The sequence below is a fragment of the Enterobacter sp. 940_PEND genome (genome assembly GCF_001059415.1).
GTDB lineage: Bacteria > Pseudomonadota > Gammaproteobacteria > Enterobacterales > Enterobacteriaceae > Enterobacter > Enterobacter cloacae_M.
The window spans coordinates 182,053-196,671 of record NZ_JUMS01000006.1; the positions used below are offsets into that span (position 1 = coordinate 182,053).

The window sequence follows — 14,619 nt, forward strand, 5'->3', positions numbered from 1 at the left end:
GCATGCTTCCAGTTGGCTCGGTCGAAACCGAGCGTTAATCAAAATTCTTGTCGTTACCAGCGCGCTTTAAGCAGGTTCGGCTGAATCCCATTAATCGCATGGGTATTACTGAACGGCTGCTTGATACCTGCTTCGAACTCGTCGCGGAAATATTTGATCGCGCTCTGCAGAGGTTCGACGGCACCCGGTGCGTGGGCACAGAAGGTTTTACCCGGGCCTAAGAATCGACACAGCTGCTCAAGCGTCTCGATATCCCCTGGCTGGCCTTCGCCACGTTCGATTGCACGCAGGATCTTCACGCTCCACGGCAGACCATCACGGCACGGTGTACACCAGCCGCAGGACTCGCGGGCGAAGAACTCTTCCAGATTACGCACCAGCGAGACCATGCCGATCTCGTGGTCGACGGCCATCGCCAGCGCCGTACCCAGACGGCTGCCTGCTTTACCAATGCTTTCGAATTCCATTGGCAGATCAAGGTGGGCTTCGGTCAGGAAGTCTGTCCCTGCCCCACCCGGCTGCCAGGCTTTGAATTTCAGGCCATCGCGCATGCCGCCAGCGTAGTCCTCAAGAATTTCACGTGCGGTGGTACCGAACGGCAGTTCCCAGACGCCAGGATTTTTAACGCGACCAGAGAAGCCCATCAGCTTGGTACCAGCATCTTTGCTTGAGGAGATGCCCTGATACCACTCCACGCCGTTGGCGAGGATAGCCGGAACGTTACACAGGGTTTCAACGTTGTTTACGCAGGTCGGTTTACCCCATACGCCGGAGCTTGCCGGGAACGGTGGCTTGGAACGCGGGTTCGCGCGGCGGCCTTCCAGGGAGTTAATCAGCGCGGTTTCTTCACCGCAGATATAACGTCCTGCGCCGGTGTGCACGAACAGTTCAAAGTCAAAGCCGGTACCCAGAATGTTTTTACCCAGCAGGCCCGCTTCGGTGGCTTCAGCAATCGCGCGACGCAGGTTTTCCGCCGCTTCGATGTACTCACCGCGCAGGAAGATGTAGCCACGGTAGGCTTTCAGCGCAAACGCGGAGATCAGCATGCCTTCCACCAGCAGGTGCGGCAGTTGTTCCATCAGCAGGCGGTCTTTATAGGTGCCCGGCTCCATTTCATCGGCGTTACACAGCAGGTAACGGATGTTCATGGATTCGTCTTTCGGCATCAGGCTCCACTTCAGACCGGTGGAGAAGCCCGCACCGCCGCGCCCTTTCAGGCCGGAGTCTTTCACCGCGTTAACGATGTCGTCCGGCGCCATGCCGCCAAGGGCTTTACGCGCGCCGGCATAGCCGTTTTTGCTCTGGTATTCATCGAGCCATACCGGCTGTTTGTCATCGCGCAGACGCCAGGTCAGCGGATGCGTCTCAGCAGTACGAATTACAGTTTTCATTTGTACTGCTCCAGCAGGTCAGGAATCGCTTCCGGCGTCAGATGGCTGTGAGTGTCCTCATCAATCATCATGGTCGGCCCCTTGTCGCAGTTACCCAGGCAGCAGGTTGGCAGCAGGGTAAAGCGTCCATCGAACGTGGTCTGGCCCGGCTTGATATTGAGCTTTTTCTCAATCGCAGCCTGAATGCCCTGATAACCGGTGATGTGGCAGACAACGCTGTCACAGTAGCGGATCACATGGCGGCCTACCGGCTGACGGAAGATCTGGCTGTAGAACGTGGCTACGCCCTCTACGTCACTTGCCGGAATACCCAGCACTTTCGCGATCTCATAGATCGCCCCATCCGGCACCCAACCACGCTGTTTCTGTACGATTTTCAGCGCTTCAATGGACGCCGCACGCGGGTCTTCGTAGTGGTGCATCTCGTGCTCAATGGCGGCACGTTCTGCTTCACTCAGCTCAAAAGCCTCGGTTTGTGGTTGTTGATTCTCGTGCATAATTAGCGGTCCACATCTGACATAACAAAATCGATACTACCCAGATACACAATCAGGTCGGAGACCAGACTGCCGCGGATGGCGGACGGGATCTGCTGCAGGTGCGCAAAGCTCGGCGTACGTACGCGGGTACGGTAGCTCATGGTGCTGCCGTCACTGGTCAGGTAGTAACTGTTAATACCCTTGGTCGCTTCAATCATCTGGAAGGATTCTTGCGCCGGCATGACCGGACCCCATGAAACCTGCAGGAAGTGGGTGATCAGGGTTTCGATATGTTGCAGCGTGCGCTCTTTCGGTGGCGGCGTCGTCAGCGGGTGATCCGCCTTGAACGGGCCTTCCGGCATGTTGTTGAGGCACTGCTCAAGGATGCGCAGACTCTGGCGCAGTTCTTCCACTTTCAGCATCACGCGGGTGTAGCAGTCGGAAACACCGCCGCCCACCGGGACTTCAAAGTCGAAGTTCTCGTAGCCAGAGTAAGGGCGCGCTTTACGCACGTCGAAATCAATACCGGTCGCACGCAGACCTGCACCTGTCGTACCCCACTCCAGCGCTTCTTTCGCGCCGTAGGCAGCAACGCCCTGGGAACGGCCTTTCAGGATGGTGTTACGCAGCGCGGCTTTCTCGTATGACGCCAGACGTTTTGGCATCCAGTCGAGGAACTCACGCAGCAGACGGTCCCAGCCGCGCGGCAGATCGTGTGCCACGCCGCCGATACGGAACCAGGCCGGGTGCATACGGAAGCCGGTAATCGCTTCGACCAGATCGTAAATTTTCTGACGGTCGGTAAAGGCGAAGAAGACCGGGGTCATCGCGCCGACGTCCTGAATGAACGTGGAGATGTACAGCAGGTGGCTGTTGATACGGAACAGTTCTGACAGCATAACGCGAATCACGTTAACGCGATCCGGCGTAACGATACCCGCCAGTTTCTCAACGGCCAGCACGTATGGCATTTCGTTGACGCAGCCGCCGAGGTACTCGATACGGTCGGTATACGGAATGTAGCTGTGCCAGGACTGACGCTCGCCCATCTTCTCAGCACCACGGTGGTGGTAGCCGATGTCCGGAACGCAGTCGACAATCTCTTCGCCATCAAGCTGAAGAATAATACGGAATGCACCGTGCGCAGACGGGTGGTTTGGACCGAGGTTGAGGAACATGAAGTCCTCGTTGTCGGTACCGCGCTTCATGCCCCAGTCTTCCGGTTTGAAGGTCAGCGCTTCCATTTCCAGATCCTGTTTGGCTTTGGTCAGCTCAAACGGATCGAATTCGGTTGCACGTGCCGGGTAGTCTTTACGCAGCGGGTGGCCGGTCCAGGTCTGCGGCATCATGATGCGCGTCAGATGCGGGTGGCCGTCGAAGGTCATGCCGAACATTTCCCAGGTTTCACGCTCATACCAGTTCGCGTTCGGGAAAAGTTTGGTGATTGTCGGCAGATGCATGTCGTTTTCAGACAATGCCACCTTGAGCATGATATCCGTATTACGGTCTATTGAGATCAGGTGGTAGAAAACGGAAAAATCCGCTGCAGGGAGACCCTGGCGGTGGGTACGCAGACGTTCATCCATGCCGTGTAAGTCAAACAGCATGACGTACGGTTTTGGCAATTTCTTGAGGAAATCGACAACTTCCAGCAATTGCTCACGCTTCACCCAAACAACGGGTACCCCGGTGCGGGTAGCCTGAACAGTAAAGGCATCCGGCCCAAAACGGTTGCGCAGTTCGCCAATGACTGGGTCATCCAGATGATCCCGGGTCTGCCAGGCGGCTTCTTGCGCGGTTAAGTCGGTCATATTGTTCACCATTGCAAATGGTCCGTGGTGACTGTTGAGCCTGGCTTCGCGCTATTTGAGTAGTGATATGCGAAGGTGTTCTCCAGGCCTACAGGCGCAAATTAAATTTCGTCAGGCGTACGCAGGTTGGTGACGGCAATACGTTCACCACGTTTACGCTCGCGCTCAGACTGCATGTTCGCGCGATACACACCCTGATCGCCAACAACCCACGACAGTGGGCGACGTTCTTTACCGATTGATTCCTGCAGCAGCATCAGCGCCTGCATGTAGGCTTCCGGACGTGGCGGACAACCCGGGATGTACACATCCACTGGGATAAATTTATCTACGCCCTGCACGACGGAATAAATGTCGTACATACCGCCAGAGTTTGCACATGCGCCCATGGAGATAACCCATTTTGGCTCCAGCATCTGGTCATAAAGACGCTGAATAACAGGTGCCATCTTGGTAAAGCACGTACCGGCAACCACCATCAGGTCAGCCTGACGCGGGGAAGCACGGAGTACCTCGGCCCCAAAACGCGCAACGTCATGCACCGCAGTGAATGACGTCACCATTTCAACGTAGCAGCAAGAAAGGCCAAAGTTGTAAGGCCAGATGGAGTTCTTACGACCCCAGTTGACCATATCGTGCATGGCATGTTCGAGCTTGCCCATGTACACGCTTTTATTGACTTCTTGCTCCAGGGGGTCGGTTACGATCTCCTGTTTTTGCAGGGGGTAACGGTCATTCTCACCGTTAGGATCTATGCGGGTGAGCGTATAATCCATCTTATTGCCTCGCTGTTACTGCTGACGATTAGAGATACTGTTTTCCGGGTTGATGTGTTCACGACGTGAACGCGCAGGCGTCCAGTCAAGCGCGCCAATACGCACCAGATAAACCAGACCGGCCAGTAGCACTAAAATGAAAATTGCGGCCTCGACAAAGCCCACCCAACCACTTTCGCGGATGGACGTTGACCATGCGAAAAGGTAAAGCGCTTCCACGTCGAAGATGACGAAGAACATGGCTACCAGATAGAACTTGGCAGACAGGCGTAAGCGAGCGGAACCTACTGAATCAATACCTGATTCGAAAGGTGTGTTTTTGTGCCTTGCACGGGCGCGACCGCCCAGGAACCAGCCGCCGACTAACATCAGGCAGCACAGGCCAATGGCTACAATAAGAAAGATTGCGAATGCCCAGTGATGAGCGATGACTTCTGTGGATGTTGACATACTCATTGCTTACTCATCAAAAGTGATACCAACGACACTGCTCTTGCTGGCAGATGGGCATCACATCGATTCATGGGGAGGAACAAATAACCTTACACTAACTGTCAGAAATGAGACGTAGACAGCAAAATGATGGGGTTTTTTACTCCTTTCTATAACCTATTGTCAACTTTAACAAAGGTTTCTTCACATTAAATTACATCGAGCGATTCTCATTAACATTTGGTGCCCTTTAACCCTGGTGGGTGCATGACTTTCCGTCAAATGTATGTTGTTGAATCGTGTCCGTTTCGGAAGTAAAAAAAATAACCCTCCTATTTTGACAGGATTTGCCAACGATTCCTCCCCCCAAATAGGAGTATTTTCTTGATCTGCGACACGCTTTTGTTAATTCAACATGGAAAACGGCAACATATTTCCTGTTTTTTTAACATGAGAGGGATATGGGCGAAGTTAGAACGGAAAACGGACAAGTTTTAAGCAAAAGTATTCAGCTTATTGATAAATAAGAGAGTATCCTGAAAACCCTTGCGCCATAAGCGGGTATTATTGCGTAAAAAAAGCCACTGCATGTGAAAATCACACGAGTGGCTGTTTTTTACACTTACATTTTGTTACCAGAATATTGAGCTATCGATCACTCAAAATCCCCTTCGACGATCAGGGAATCATCCCCCCCCTCGGAGGTAACGCGCTCGAACTGCCACGGGTTATGGTAATTTTCCATCGCCTCGAACACCACTTTTGCCAACTCGTTATGGCTGGACGAATTGTGGCAGAGCAGATACTCCGTATCCGGCAGCGCAGGAAGACCATCGGATTTCCCCAGGACGCGCAGATCGGGGCTCATCATCTCTACCGGACGGGCCGTTACGCCCAGACCGGCCTTCACGGCGGCACGAACCGCTGGCAGCGTGGAAGCCACATACGCCAGACGCCACGGAATGTTGGCCTCATTCAGCGCCGTGAGCACCATATCGCGGAACGGGCTCGGGTCATCAAGCAAGACCAGCGGAACCGGCTCCCCTTTTTGCAGCACATACTCGGCTGCACAATACCAGTGCGTAGGCGATGTGCGCAGCGTCAGGCAATCAAACTGCCCGGGACGATGCGTCGTCACCACCAGGTCGACTTTATGCTCATTTAACATCTCAACCATAAAGGCATTACGTTTTACGCTAACGTCAAGCGCAAGCTTCGGATAAACCGAACTAATACGATTGAGAAGAAACGGCAATATAGTATCCGCTGACTCATCAGATGCGCCTAACGTTAGCACTCCTTGAAGGTTGCTAAACATTAATGACATACATGCTTCATCATTAAAGCGAAGAATTTTCCTGGCATAACCCAGTAGCTGAATACCGTGTTCCGTTAAGAGCTTATTACGTCCGTGACGTGCAAAAAGCTCTTTACCGACCAGCTGCTCCAGCCGCTGCATTTGCTGGCTAACGGCGGACTGAGTTCGGCAAACGGCGGCAGCAGCTGCTGCAAAAGTGTTGAGATCGGCGACCGCAACAAACGTTCTCAGCAGATCGAGGTCGAGATTCATTATCGGACGATTTGCATTTATCATATCTATTCACTTTCAGGTTGCTCGTGCGGAGCTGCCCGGGTTGAAGCTGTGTGTAACAGTTAAGCAATTCCCTCTGAAGGTTTTCCCTCGCATCCCGGCCCGGCAGACTGCCTGACAGATAGTTATTGTGCTGCTTTATATCAACAGTCAGAAAGCACGTTTCATGACGTTATTTTTATTCTCTTAAACGTTCAGGATATTTAGATGTTCGCAGGTTTATGTAAATTACATTAAAGGTATAACACCTTTTCTGCCATCTTTATCGCAGCGCTGTCAACGTAGCAGGAGATGTGCGACACATTCCAGCCAGAGATAACTCCAACAATAACAATCAATTAATTCGAAAAGTCAGTGCCAGATATACAAAATTCTTGCATCTGTCCTCTGCTTTCCTGAAAGACATCTTAACCCAAATCCACTTTATTTATAAGTCTTATTGCAATATTGAGGATTAAAGAAGAATGTTAAGCTTCTAAACTAATTTTATTAAAATTAACTAAAGTTGCATTTTATAGGTTAATAATAAATAAATTTTAATTTAGATTAAGACCATTCATTAATGGCACTTAACATTAATTTCACATGAGTAACTTTTAGCCACATTATGCTTTTACAGGAACATGTATCAAGCATTCAGGTTTTACGAAAAGTCACGCAGGGTGATTGCTACCCTTGTCAGGTTCACCACTTATTTTTCCCAGCACAATATACAGAATTTTGACAAATGAATAGCACGTTTAACCTATCATCGTGCTATGCGCACAACTTTAAGACAGTAAAAAAGCTAACGCACAGCGAAAAAGATTTATCAAAATTTTGCTCCCGGCACAAAATCTTCTACTGCACACCCTTCAAAACGAAGCGAGGGGGGAGTACATTATTCCGTGCTGACTTCCACGGCAGGGAGTGGCAATAATAGCGAAAAGGTTAAAGGTTCATGTCCCCTATCGAAAAATCCAGCAAGCTAGATAACGTCTGTTATGACATCCGCGGCCCGGTTCTGAAAGAGGCAAAACGCCTTGAAGAGGAAGGCAACAAGGTTCTGAAACTCAACATTGGTAACCCTGCGCCATTTGGTTTTGAAGCGCCGGATGAAATTCTGGTTGATGTGATCCGCAACCTTCCTACTGCACAAGGCTATTGCGATTCAAAAGGACTTTACTCCGCACGTAAAGCCATCATGCAGCACTACCAGGCACGCGGTATGCGTGATGTTACCGTTGAAGATATCTATATCGGCAACGGCGTTTCCGAACTGATCGTGCAGGCGATGCAGGCGCTGCTGAACAGCGGGGACGAAATGCTGGTGCCCGCGCCGGACTATCCGCTGTGGACGGCTGCCGTATCACTGTCGAGCGGTAAAGCCGTGCACTATCTGTGCGACGAGTCCTCCGACTGGTTCCCGGACCTCGATGATATTCGCGCGAAAATTACGCCCCGCACGCGCGGCATCGTGATCATTAACCCGAACAACCCAACGGGCGCAGTATACTCAAAAGAGCTGCTGATGGAGATCGTCGAGCTCGCCCGCCAGCACAACCTGATCATCTTTGCCGACGAAATCTACGACAAGATCCTGTACGACGCGGCACAGCACCACTCAATCGCTGCGCTGGCTCCGGACCTGCTGACCGTCACCTTTAACGGCCTGTCTAAAACCTACCGCGTGGCCGGTTTCCGCCAGGGCTGGATGGTACTGAACGGTCCGAAAAAGCACGCCAAAGGCTATATTGAAGGGCTGGAGATGCTGGCTTCCATGCGTTTATGTGCCAACGTTCCGGCGCAGCACGCGATCCAGACGGCGCTCGGCGGCTATCAGAGCATTAGCGAGTTCATCGTTCCCGGTGGTCGCCTGTATGAACAGCGCAACCGCGCGTGGGAGCTGATCAACGATATCCCGGGCGTTTCCTGCGTGAAGCCGAATGGCGCGCTCTATATGTTCCCGAAAATTGACGCGAAACGCTTTAATATTCACGACGACCAGAAAATGGTGCTCGATTTCCTGCTGCAGGAAAAAGTGCTGCTGGTTCAGGGTACGGCGTTTAACTGGCCGTGGCCGGATCACGTGCGTATCGTGACGCTGCCGCGCGAAGATGATCTCGAAATGGCCATCAGCCGCTTCGGGCGCTTCCTCTCCGGATACCATCAGTAATCTTAAAATCAGGCTACTTCGGTAGCCTGATTTGCATCTTCCCTCCCCTCCCCGCACAATGAACGCCTGTCGCAGTGAAGACAAAAGGTAACCTATGAGTCAGAGTCATTTCTTTGCCCACCTCTCCCGCCTGAAACTCATCAACCGCTGGCCGCTGATGCGCAATGTCCGCACGGAAAATGTCTCAGAGCACAGTCTGCAGGTTGCGATGGTCGCTCACGCGCTGGCCGCTATTAAAAACCGTAAATTCAACGGTCAGGTCAATCCAGAGCGCATTGCCCTGCTGGCGATGTACCACGATGCGTCAGAAGTGCTGACCGGCGACCTGCCCACGCCGGTGAAATATTTCAACTCGCAGATTGCGCAGGAATACAAGGCCATCGAAAAGATTGCCCAGCAGAAGCTGATTGACATGGTGCCGGACGAGTTGCGCGACATCTTTGAGCCGCTCATCGATGAGCATCAGTACACGGAAGATGAAAAGTCGCTGGTCAAACAGGCCGACGCGCTCTGCGCCTACCTGAAGTGCCTGGAAGAGCTGTCTGCAGGGAATAACGAATTTTTACTGGCGAAAACGCGTCTGGAAAAAACGCTGGAATCCCGCCGCAGCGAAGAGATGGACTATTTTATGCAGGTGTTTGTGCCGAGCTTCCATCTGTCTCTGGATGAGATCAGCCAGGATTCACCGTTGTAATCTGTTTGCCCCACAGCGCTGCGCTTGCAGGGCCTACGGGTTGTTGGCCGGGTAAGGCGCAGTCGCCACCCGGCAAAATTATCAGAACGGGAACAGAACCGGTATCAATACCACGCACACCACCATCACCAGCACGGTGAACGGCACGCCCAGCTTCACGAAATCACTGAACCTATAATTCCCGGGCCCCAGCACCAGCGTATTCACCGGTGAAGAAACTGGCGTCATAAACGCCGCGGAGGCCGCCATTGCGACCATCATCGCAAAGGGATACGGCGACACGCCCATGGATTTGGCCATCGCCAGCGCAATCGGCGCCATCAGTACCGCCGTCGCGGTGTTGGAGATAAACAGACCGATGGTGGCGCACATGATAAACAGACAGACCAGCATCATGTACGGCCCATACCCGCCGCCAACGTCCATTAAGCCTTTAACAATCAGATCCACCCCGCCGGTTTTTTGCAGCGCCAGGGCGAAGGGCATCATCCCGACAATGAGGATAATGCTCGGCCAGTGAATGGCTTTATAGGCGCTTTCGGCGTCAATGCAGCGGAATTTCCCCATCAACAGGCAGGCGATGATTGCCGCGACCGGATTGGGGATTTCATCGGTCAGCATCAGCGCCACCATCAGCACCAGACAAAAAATCGCGTGGGGCGCCTGGCTGTGCGCCGGGGAGGCGTCGCTCTCCTCGACAGGCATGTTGAGTACCACAAAATCGCGCCCTTTTTGCCCGAGCTGGCTTATCAGCTTCCAGTTACCGACAACCAGGAAGATATCGCCCAGCAGGATCGGCTCATCCACCACCGCCCCTTCCATCGCCACGCCATCGCGCTTCAGCCCCACGACATTCAGGCCATAGCGGGTTCGGAATCCCATTTCCCGCACGGTTTTGCCCAGCAGTTCCGATTCCGGGATCAGCGATACTTCGGCCATGCCGACATCCAGCGCCTGATCGGAGAAATACTCCCCGCGCAGCACCATCGGTTCCAGCAGCTGTTCGCTGCAAAACTCGCGCAGATCCACGTCCGCGGTGGACATATCAATCAGCAGGACGTCCCGCGCGCGGAATTCCGACACCCCGTTGACGTTGACGATCACCCGGCGAAAACGACGCCAGCGCTCCACGCCGATCACGTTCGCGCCATAGCGCTCACGCAGCTTCAGGTCGTCAAGACGCTGTCCCACCATCGGCGAGCCGGGGCGAATAGCCAGACGGCGCGCGCGCCCGGTGAGACGGTACTCTTTAATCAGATCGCGGAAGGTGCGTCGCTTCCACCCTTCTTTATTTTTGTCCTGTTTTTCACCTTTCAGGGCAAACCGGGTCAGCAGCATGTAGACCACGCCCAACACCAGAATGACCAGCCCAAGCGGGGTGACGCTGAAAAAACTGAAGCCCTGAAATCCTTCCCGGATAAGCTCGCTGTTGACGACCAGGTTCGGCGGCGTTGCCACCAGCGTCATCATTCCGCTGATCAAACCGGCAAAACTCAGGGGCATCATCAGGCGCGACGGCGAGATCTGCATCCGCATGGAGACGCTCAGCACCACCGGAATAAAGATGGCGACCACGCCCGTTGAGCTCATAAACGCCCCCAGCCCGGCGACGGTCACCATCAGGTAGATCAGCATTTTGGTTTCGCTGCTGCCCGCCACCTTGACCAGCCACGACCCCATGATGGTTGCCACGCCGGTACGCACCAGCCCATCACCGATAATAAACAGGGCGGCAATCAGGATAACGTTGGGATCGCTAAACCCGGAGAAGGCTTCCGGCAGCGTGAGCGTACCGCTCAGCACAAACGCGACGATGACAAACAAGGCGACGGCGTCCATGCGCACCTTGCCCGTTGCAAAAAGAAGGATGGCGATTAAAAGCAGGCTCAGGACCCAAATCAGTTCACCGTTCACAACATGTCCTTGTCAGTGGGGGATGAGGAATTTTGCCATAAAAAAGCCCCAGCAATGTGGGGCTATATCATGTGATTACATTTTTAGCGAGACGGTTACAACCCCGTCAGAGGCTTTCGATACGGCCAGCGCCGTCAGTGAATCCAGCACAAAGTCTGCCTCCTCCAGACGGGGAGATCCCGCCGGAACGTTAACGGCGATAACGTGGCTTCCGGCGTTCAGCCCGGCCAGTACACCAGCGGCCGCATCTTCCACCACCACGCACTCTGTGGGCGCGAGGCCCAGCAGTTCAGCGCCCAGTAAAAACGCGTCGGGCTCCGGTTTACCGCGCTTTACGCGCTCCGCAGTGATAAACACTTCCGGCTTCGGTAAACCTGCCGCCTTATGACGGGCGTGGGCGACGGGAATGGAGCCTGAGGTGACGATAGCCCACGGGATCTGCGCCTCGTTCAGATGCTCAAGCAGTTCGCGCGCGCCCGGTAACGCAGTAATGCCGTCCGTATCCGTGGCTTCAATATGTTCCAGGTATTTGAACTCCGCCTGAATTTCGTCCTCAGAGCGTCCGGCCAGGAAGTGCCGTAGCGAGGTGATGGCCTGTTTGCCATGGATAAAATTCAGCACGTCCTGATGGCCGATGCCATGTCGGTCAGCCCAATGGCACCACGAACGCTCCACAACCGGCAGCGAATCCACCAGCGTACCGTCCAGATCAAACAGAAAACCTCTACACTGCACACGCACCTCCGTCAGGCATTAATGATTTGTTGAATTTCGTTGCTGCTTAAATGGTACTGACGCGGGCAGGCGTGCCACGCGCTTAGCATACGCTGATATTTTTCCCACATTGGGGTCTGCGCGTTGAAGCCGTGGGTGCCCGCGTCAAAGTGGGTATAACGCCCTTCTGTATTCACCATAAAGCGAACATAGCTCAGATAACGCGCTTCCGTTGCGGCATCAAAGCCTAAGAAAGTCACGCGGCGCTCGTCAATGGACTGCTGATCTTTGAGATTCGTCCAGGAGACGTGCAGAGCGTGATACATCTCCATAATGTCGATCACGATGCGACAGGTTTCTTCTTTCAGCTCGCCAAACTCGCGGTCCAGTTCGCGCATTTGCAAACCAAAACCGCGTTCGACGATGGTTTGCAGGCGGCTGTAGCGCGCAGCGTTATCGGGATCAAGCATAGTCATCATCTTGTACTGGTTAGACAAAATCAGACGTTGAGCATGGGTCATTTCCATCTTTCGACTCCTGTAGCGCATTGCACTTTAAAAAAAAGACACGGTAACTGATTGTTACTGTGCCTTCTTTTCGTCGTCGTTTCGATGATCAATCACAAGTCATCGAGGAATGTTTTATCCAGTTGCTTAAAAGCGCGCTTTAACGTGTCCGCCAGCGCCTGGTAGTCCGGCTTGCCTTCAACCGGGGCTAGCGCCTGCCCGGCCTCCTCCAGTTTTCCGCGCACTTCATAAAACCAGTGTAAAATAGATGGGGGAAGTGGCGTGATGGAGCGTTTACCTAACCACCACAGGCCCTGCATCGGCAGGCTTAATGCGAAGAGCGCCGTCGCGACGGCAGGGCCAAGCTGGCCGCCCAACGCAATCTGCCAGCACAGCGTAAAGACAGCGACTGGCGGCATAAAGCGAATCGCATAGCGCGTGGCGCGAATGGTGCGATTCTCAATGAACATCGGCGCAAGGCGCTTTTCCATCGGCCACGTCTTTGCGTAATGCTGTCCCCGACGAAACAGACTAAAGAAATTTACGGACGGGTTCTCTGGTGTCGACATGGCTGTACCTCAACTTCACATATAAAAATTAAAATTTTCGTGCAAAACCACAACAAGCTATGACAACGTTCAAAATATTTTGTCATCTCTACCCCGTATCGGGTATCCTGTGCCAGCCTGATAGGGCCTTAGACGAGAATCATTAACTCGTCAAATTATTGCATATTATGCCATTGGCTGAAAATTGTGCAAAATGGCATAAAATCATAGTTATTTCTTCCATCATGCCACAATGTTCGTTTGGCATGATGTTAATCATAAATGTCTGCGTCATCATGCGTTACGCTGTTAGACTCACTGACGTTTTTTTAGCCACGTATCAATAATAGGTACTTCCATGTCGAGTAAGTTAGTACTGGTTCTGAACTGCGGTAGCTCCTCACTGAAATTCGCCATCATCGATGCGCTCAACGGTGACGAATACCTCTCTGGTTTGGCCGAATGTTTCCATCTGCCTGAAGCACGTATCAAGTGGAAGATGGACGGCAGCAAACAAGAAGCGGCTTTAGGTGCAGGAGCCGCTCACAGTGAAGCGCTGAACTTTATCGTTAACACTATTCTGGCACAAAAACCAGAACTGTCTGCTCAGCTGACTGCGATTGGTCACCGTATCGTCCACGGCGGCGAAAAATACACCAGCTCCGTCGTCATCGACGAATCTGTGATCCAGGGCATCAAGGACTCTGCGTCCTTCGCACCGCTGCACAACCCGGCTCACCTGATCGGTATCGCTGAAGCGCTGAAATCCTTCCCGAATCTGAAAGACAAAAACGTGGCCGTATTCGACACCGCGTTCCATCAGACCATGCCGGAAGAGTCTTACCTCTATGCCCTGCCATACAGCCTGTACAAAGAACACGGCGTACGTCGCTACGGCGCGCACGGCACCAGCCACTTCTATGTGACTCAGGAAGCCGCAAAAGTTCTGAACAAGCCGGTTGAAGAACTGAACATCATCACCTGCCACCTGGGCAACGGTGGTTCTGTTTCCGCTATCCGCAACGGTAAATGTGTTGATACTTCCATGGGTCTGACCCCGCTGGAAGGTCTGGTGATGGGTACTCGTTCCGGTGACATCGACCCGGCGATCATCTTCCACCTGCACGACACCCTGGGCATGAGCGTTGACCAGATCAACAAAATGCTGACTAAAGAGTCTGGCCTGCTGGGTCTGACCGAAGTCACCAGCGACTGCCGTTACGTTGAAGACAACTACGCAGAGAAAGAAGACGCTAAACGTGCAATGGACGTTTACTGCCACCGTCTGGCGAAGTACATCGGCTCTTACACTGCGCTGATGGAAGGCCGTCTGGACGCGGTTATCTTCACCGGTGGTATCGGTGAGAACGCGGCAATGGTTCGTGAACTGTCCCTGGGCAAACTGGGCGTTCTGGGCTTCGACGTTGATCACGAGCGTAACCTGGCTGCCCGCTTCGGCAAGTCTGGCTTCATCAACAAAGAAGGCACCCGCCCTGCTCTCGTTATCCCAACTAACGAAGAACTGGTCATTGCGCAAGACGCGCACCGCCTGACTGCCTGATTCCACACCGCCAGCAATGCTGGCGGTGCTGTTTTGTAACCCGCCCA

The 14,619-nt window shown here is 53.3% G+C and carries 13 protein-coding genes; 3 read left to right on the top strand and 10 right to left on the bottom strand.

What is annotated here, in order from left to right; all coding sequences use genetic code 11:
• Nucleotides 1-53 precede the first annotated feature (53 nt).
• From nuoF to lrhA, 6 genes are all read right to left on the bottom strand, one after another.
• Complete coding sequence (nuoF, locus tag ADJ24_RS02115; RefSeq protein WP_023312536.1) at nucleotides 54-1,391, bottom strand: NADH-quinone oxidoreductase subunit NuoF; 1,338 nt, start codon at nucleotides 1,389-1,391, stop codon at nucleotides 54-56.
• The gene (gene nuoE, locus ADJ24_RS02120) at nucleotides 1,388-1,888 is read right to left on the bottom strand and encodes an NADH-quinone oxidoreductase subunit NuoE (RefSeq protein ID WP_006176513.1); all 501 of its coding nucleotides are present in this window, start codon (nucleotides 1,886-1,888) and stop codon (nucleotides 1,388-1,390) included. Before nuoE ends, nuoF begins: the two co-directional genes overlap by 4 nt.
• A 2-nt stretch (nucleotides 1,889-1,890) precedes the next feature.
• Nucleotides 1,891-3,693, bottom strand: coding sequence for an NADH-quinone oxidoreductase subunit C/D (nuoC, locus tag ADJ24_RS02125; RefSeq protein ID WP_023312537.1), 1,803 nt, complete (start codon nucleotides 3,691-3,693; stop codon nucleotides 1,891-1,893).
• 89 nt (nucleotides 3,694-3,782) lie between these two features.
• Entirely contained in the window at nucleotides 3,783-4,457 is a 675-nt protein-coding gene (gene nuoB / locus ADJ24_RS02130; RefSeq protein WP_003861482.1) for an NADH-quinone oxidoreductase subunit NuoB, read from the bottom strand.
• 15 nt (nucleotides 4,458-4,472) lie between these two features.
• Nucleotides 4,473-4,913, bottom strand: a complete 441-nt coding sequence (gene nuoA, locus ADJ24_RS02135) for an NADH-quinone oxidoreductase subunit NuoA (protein ID WP_014171000.1) — start codon at nucleotides 4,911-4,913, stop codon at nucleotides 4,473-4,475.
• A gap of 631 nt (nucleotides 4,914-5,544) precedes the next feature.
• Nucleotides 5,545-6,483: a transcriptional regulator LrhA gene (gene lrhA / locus ADJ24_RS02140; RefSeq protein WP_029741933.1), complete on the bottom strand. Its 939-nt coding sequence runs from the start codon at nucleotides 6,481-6,483 to the stop codon at nucleotides 5,545-5,547.
• A gap of 937 nt (nucleotides 6,484-7,420) precedes the next feature.
• Here lrhA and alaA point away from each other — a divergent pair.
• Together alaA and yfbR are read left to right on the top strand one after the other, a co-directional pair.
• The gene (gene alaA, locus ADJ24_RS02145; RefSeq protein ID WP_008500204.1) at nucleotides 7,421-8,635 is read left to right on the top strand and encodes an alanine transaminase AlaA; all 1,215 of its coding nucleotides are present in this window, start codon (nucleotides 7,421-7,423) and stop codon (nucleotides 8,633-8,635) included.
• Nucleotides 8,636-8,729: 94 nt separating this feature from the next.
• Nucleotides 8,730-9,329, top strand: a complete 600-nt coding sequence (gene yfbR, locus ADJ24_RS02150) for a 5'-deoxynucleotidase (RefSeq protein ID WP_023312539.1) — start codon at nucleotides 8,730-8,732, stop codon at nucleotides 9,327-9,329.
• 81 nt (nucleotides 9,330-9,410) lie between these two features.
• Here the strand turns inward: yfbR and ADJ24_RS02155 are convergent, their stop codons facing one another.
• The 4 genes from ADJ24_RS02155 to yfbV form a co-directional block, all read right to left on the bottom strand.
• A complete protein-coding gene (locus tag ADJ24_RS02155; protein WP_023312540.1) occupies nucleotides 9,411-11,243 on the bottom strand; it encodes an SLC13 family permease in 1,833 nt (610 codons plus the stop codon).
• Nucleotides 11,244-11,318: 75 nt separating this feature from the next.
• The gene (locus ADJ24_RS02160; protein ID WP_023312541.1) at nucleotides 11,319-11,978 is read right to left on the bottom strand and encodes a sugar phosphatase; all 660 of its coding nucleotides are present in this window, start codon (nucleotides 11,976-11,978) and stop codon (nucleotides 11,319-11,321) included.
• Between the two features lie 11 nt (nucleotides 11,979-11,989).
• On the bottom strand, nucleotides 11,990-12,484 hold the full coding sequence (locus tag ADJ24_RS02165; protein WP_023312542.1) for a YfbU family protein: 495 nt from the start codon (nucleotides 12,482-12,484) through the stop codon (nucleotides 11,990-11,992).
• A gap of 92 nt (nucleotides 12,485-12,576) precedes the next feature.
• Complete coding sequence (yfbV, locus tag ADJ24_RS02170) at nucleotides 12,577-13,032, bottom strand: terminus macrodomain insulation protein YfbV (protein ID WP_023312543.1); 456 nt, start codon at nucleotides 13,030-13,032, stop codon at nucleotides 12,577-12,579.
• A 337-nt stretch (nucleotides 13,033-13,369) separates the two neighbouring features.
• Here yfbV and ackA point away from each other — a divergent pair, with 337 nt between their 5' ends.
• Nucleotides 13,370-14,572: an acetate kinase gene (gene ackA, locus ADJ24_RS02175; RefSeq protein ID WP_023312544.1), complete on the top strand. Its 1,203-nt coding sequence runs from the start codon at nucleotides 13,370-13,372 to the stop codon at nucleotides 14,570-14,572.
• Nucleotides 14,573-14,619: the final 47 nt, after the last annotated feature.

Excerpts from the sequence above, each read along its gene's own strand:
- nuoF (WP_023312536.1), bottom strand. The coding sequence starts at position 1,391 with ATGAAAACTGTAATTCGTACTGCTGAGACGCATCCGCTGACCTGGCGT.
- yfbR (WP_023312539.1), top strand. The coding sequence starts at position 8,730 with ATGAGTCAGAGTCATTTCTTTGCCCACCTCTCCCGCCTGAAACTCATC.
- nuoB (WP_003861482.1), bottom strand. The coding sequence starts at position 4,457 with ATGGATTATACGCTCACCCGCATAGATCCTAACGGTGAGAATGACCGT.
- lrhA (WP_029741933.1), bottom strand. The coding sequence starts at position 6,483 with ATGATAAATGCAAATCGTCCGATAATGAATCTCGACCTCGATCTGCTG.
- ADJ24_RS02165 (WP_023312542.1), bottom strand. The coding sequence starts at position 12,484 with ATGGAAATGACCCATGCTCAACGTCTGATTTTGTCTAACCAGTACAAG.
- ackA (WP_023312544.1), top strand. The coding sequence starts at position 13,370 with ATGTCGAGTAAGTTAGTACTGGTTCTGAACTGCGGTAGCTCCTCACTG.
- nuoC (WP_023312537.1), bottom strand. The coding sequence starts at position 3,693 with ATGGTGAACAATATGACCGACTTAACCGCGCAAGAAGCCGCCTGGCAG.
- nuoA (WP_014171000.1), bottom strand. The coding sequence starts at position 4,913 with ATGAGTATGTCAACATCCACAGAAGTCATCGCTCATCACTGGGCATTC.
- alaA (WP_008500204.1), top strand. The coding sequence starts at position 7,421 with ATGTCCCCTATCGAAAAATCCAGCAAGCTAGATAACGTCTGTTATGAC.
- yfbV (WP_023312543.1), bottom strand. The coding sequence starts at position 13,032 with ATGTCGACACCAGAGAACCCGTCCGTAAATTTCTTTAGTCTGTTTCGT.
- nuoE (WP_006176513.1), bottom strand. The coding sequence starts at position 1,888 with ATGCACGAGAATCAACAACCACAAACCGAGGCTTTTGAGCTGAGTGAA.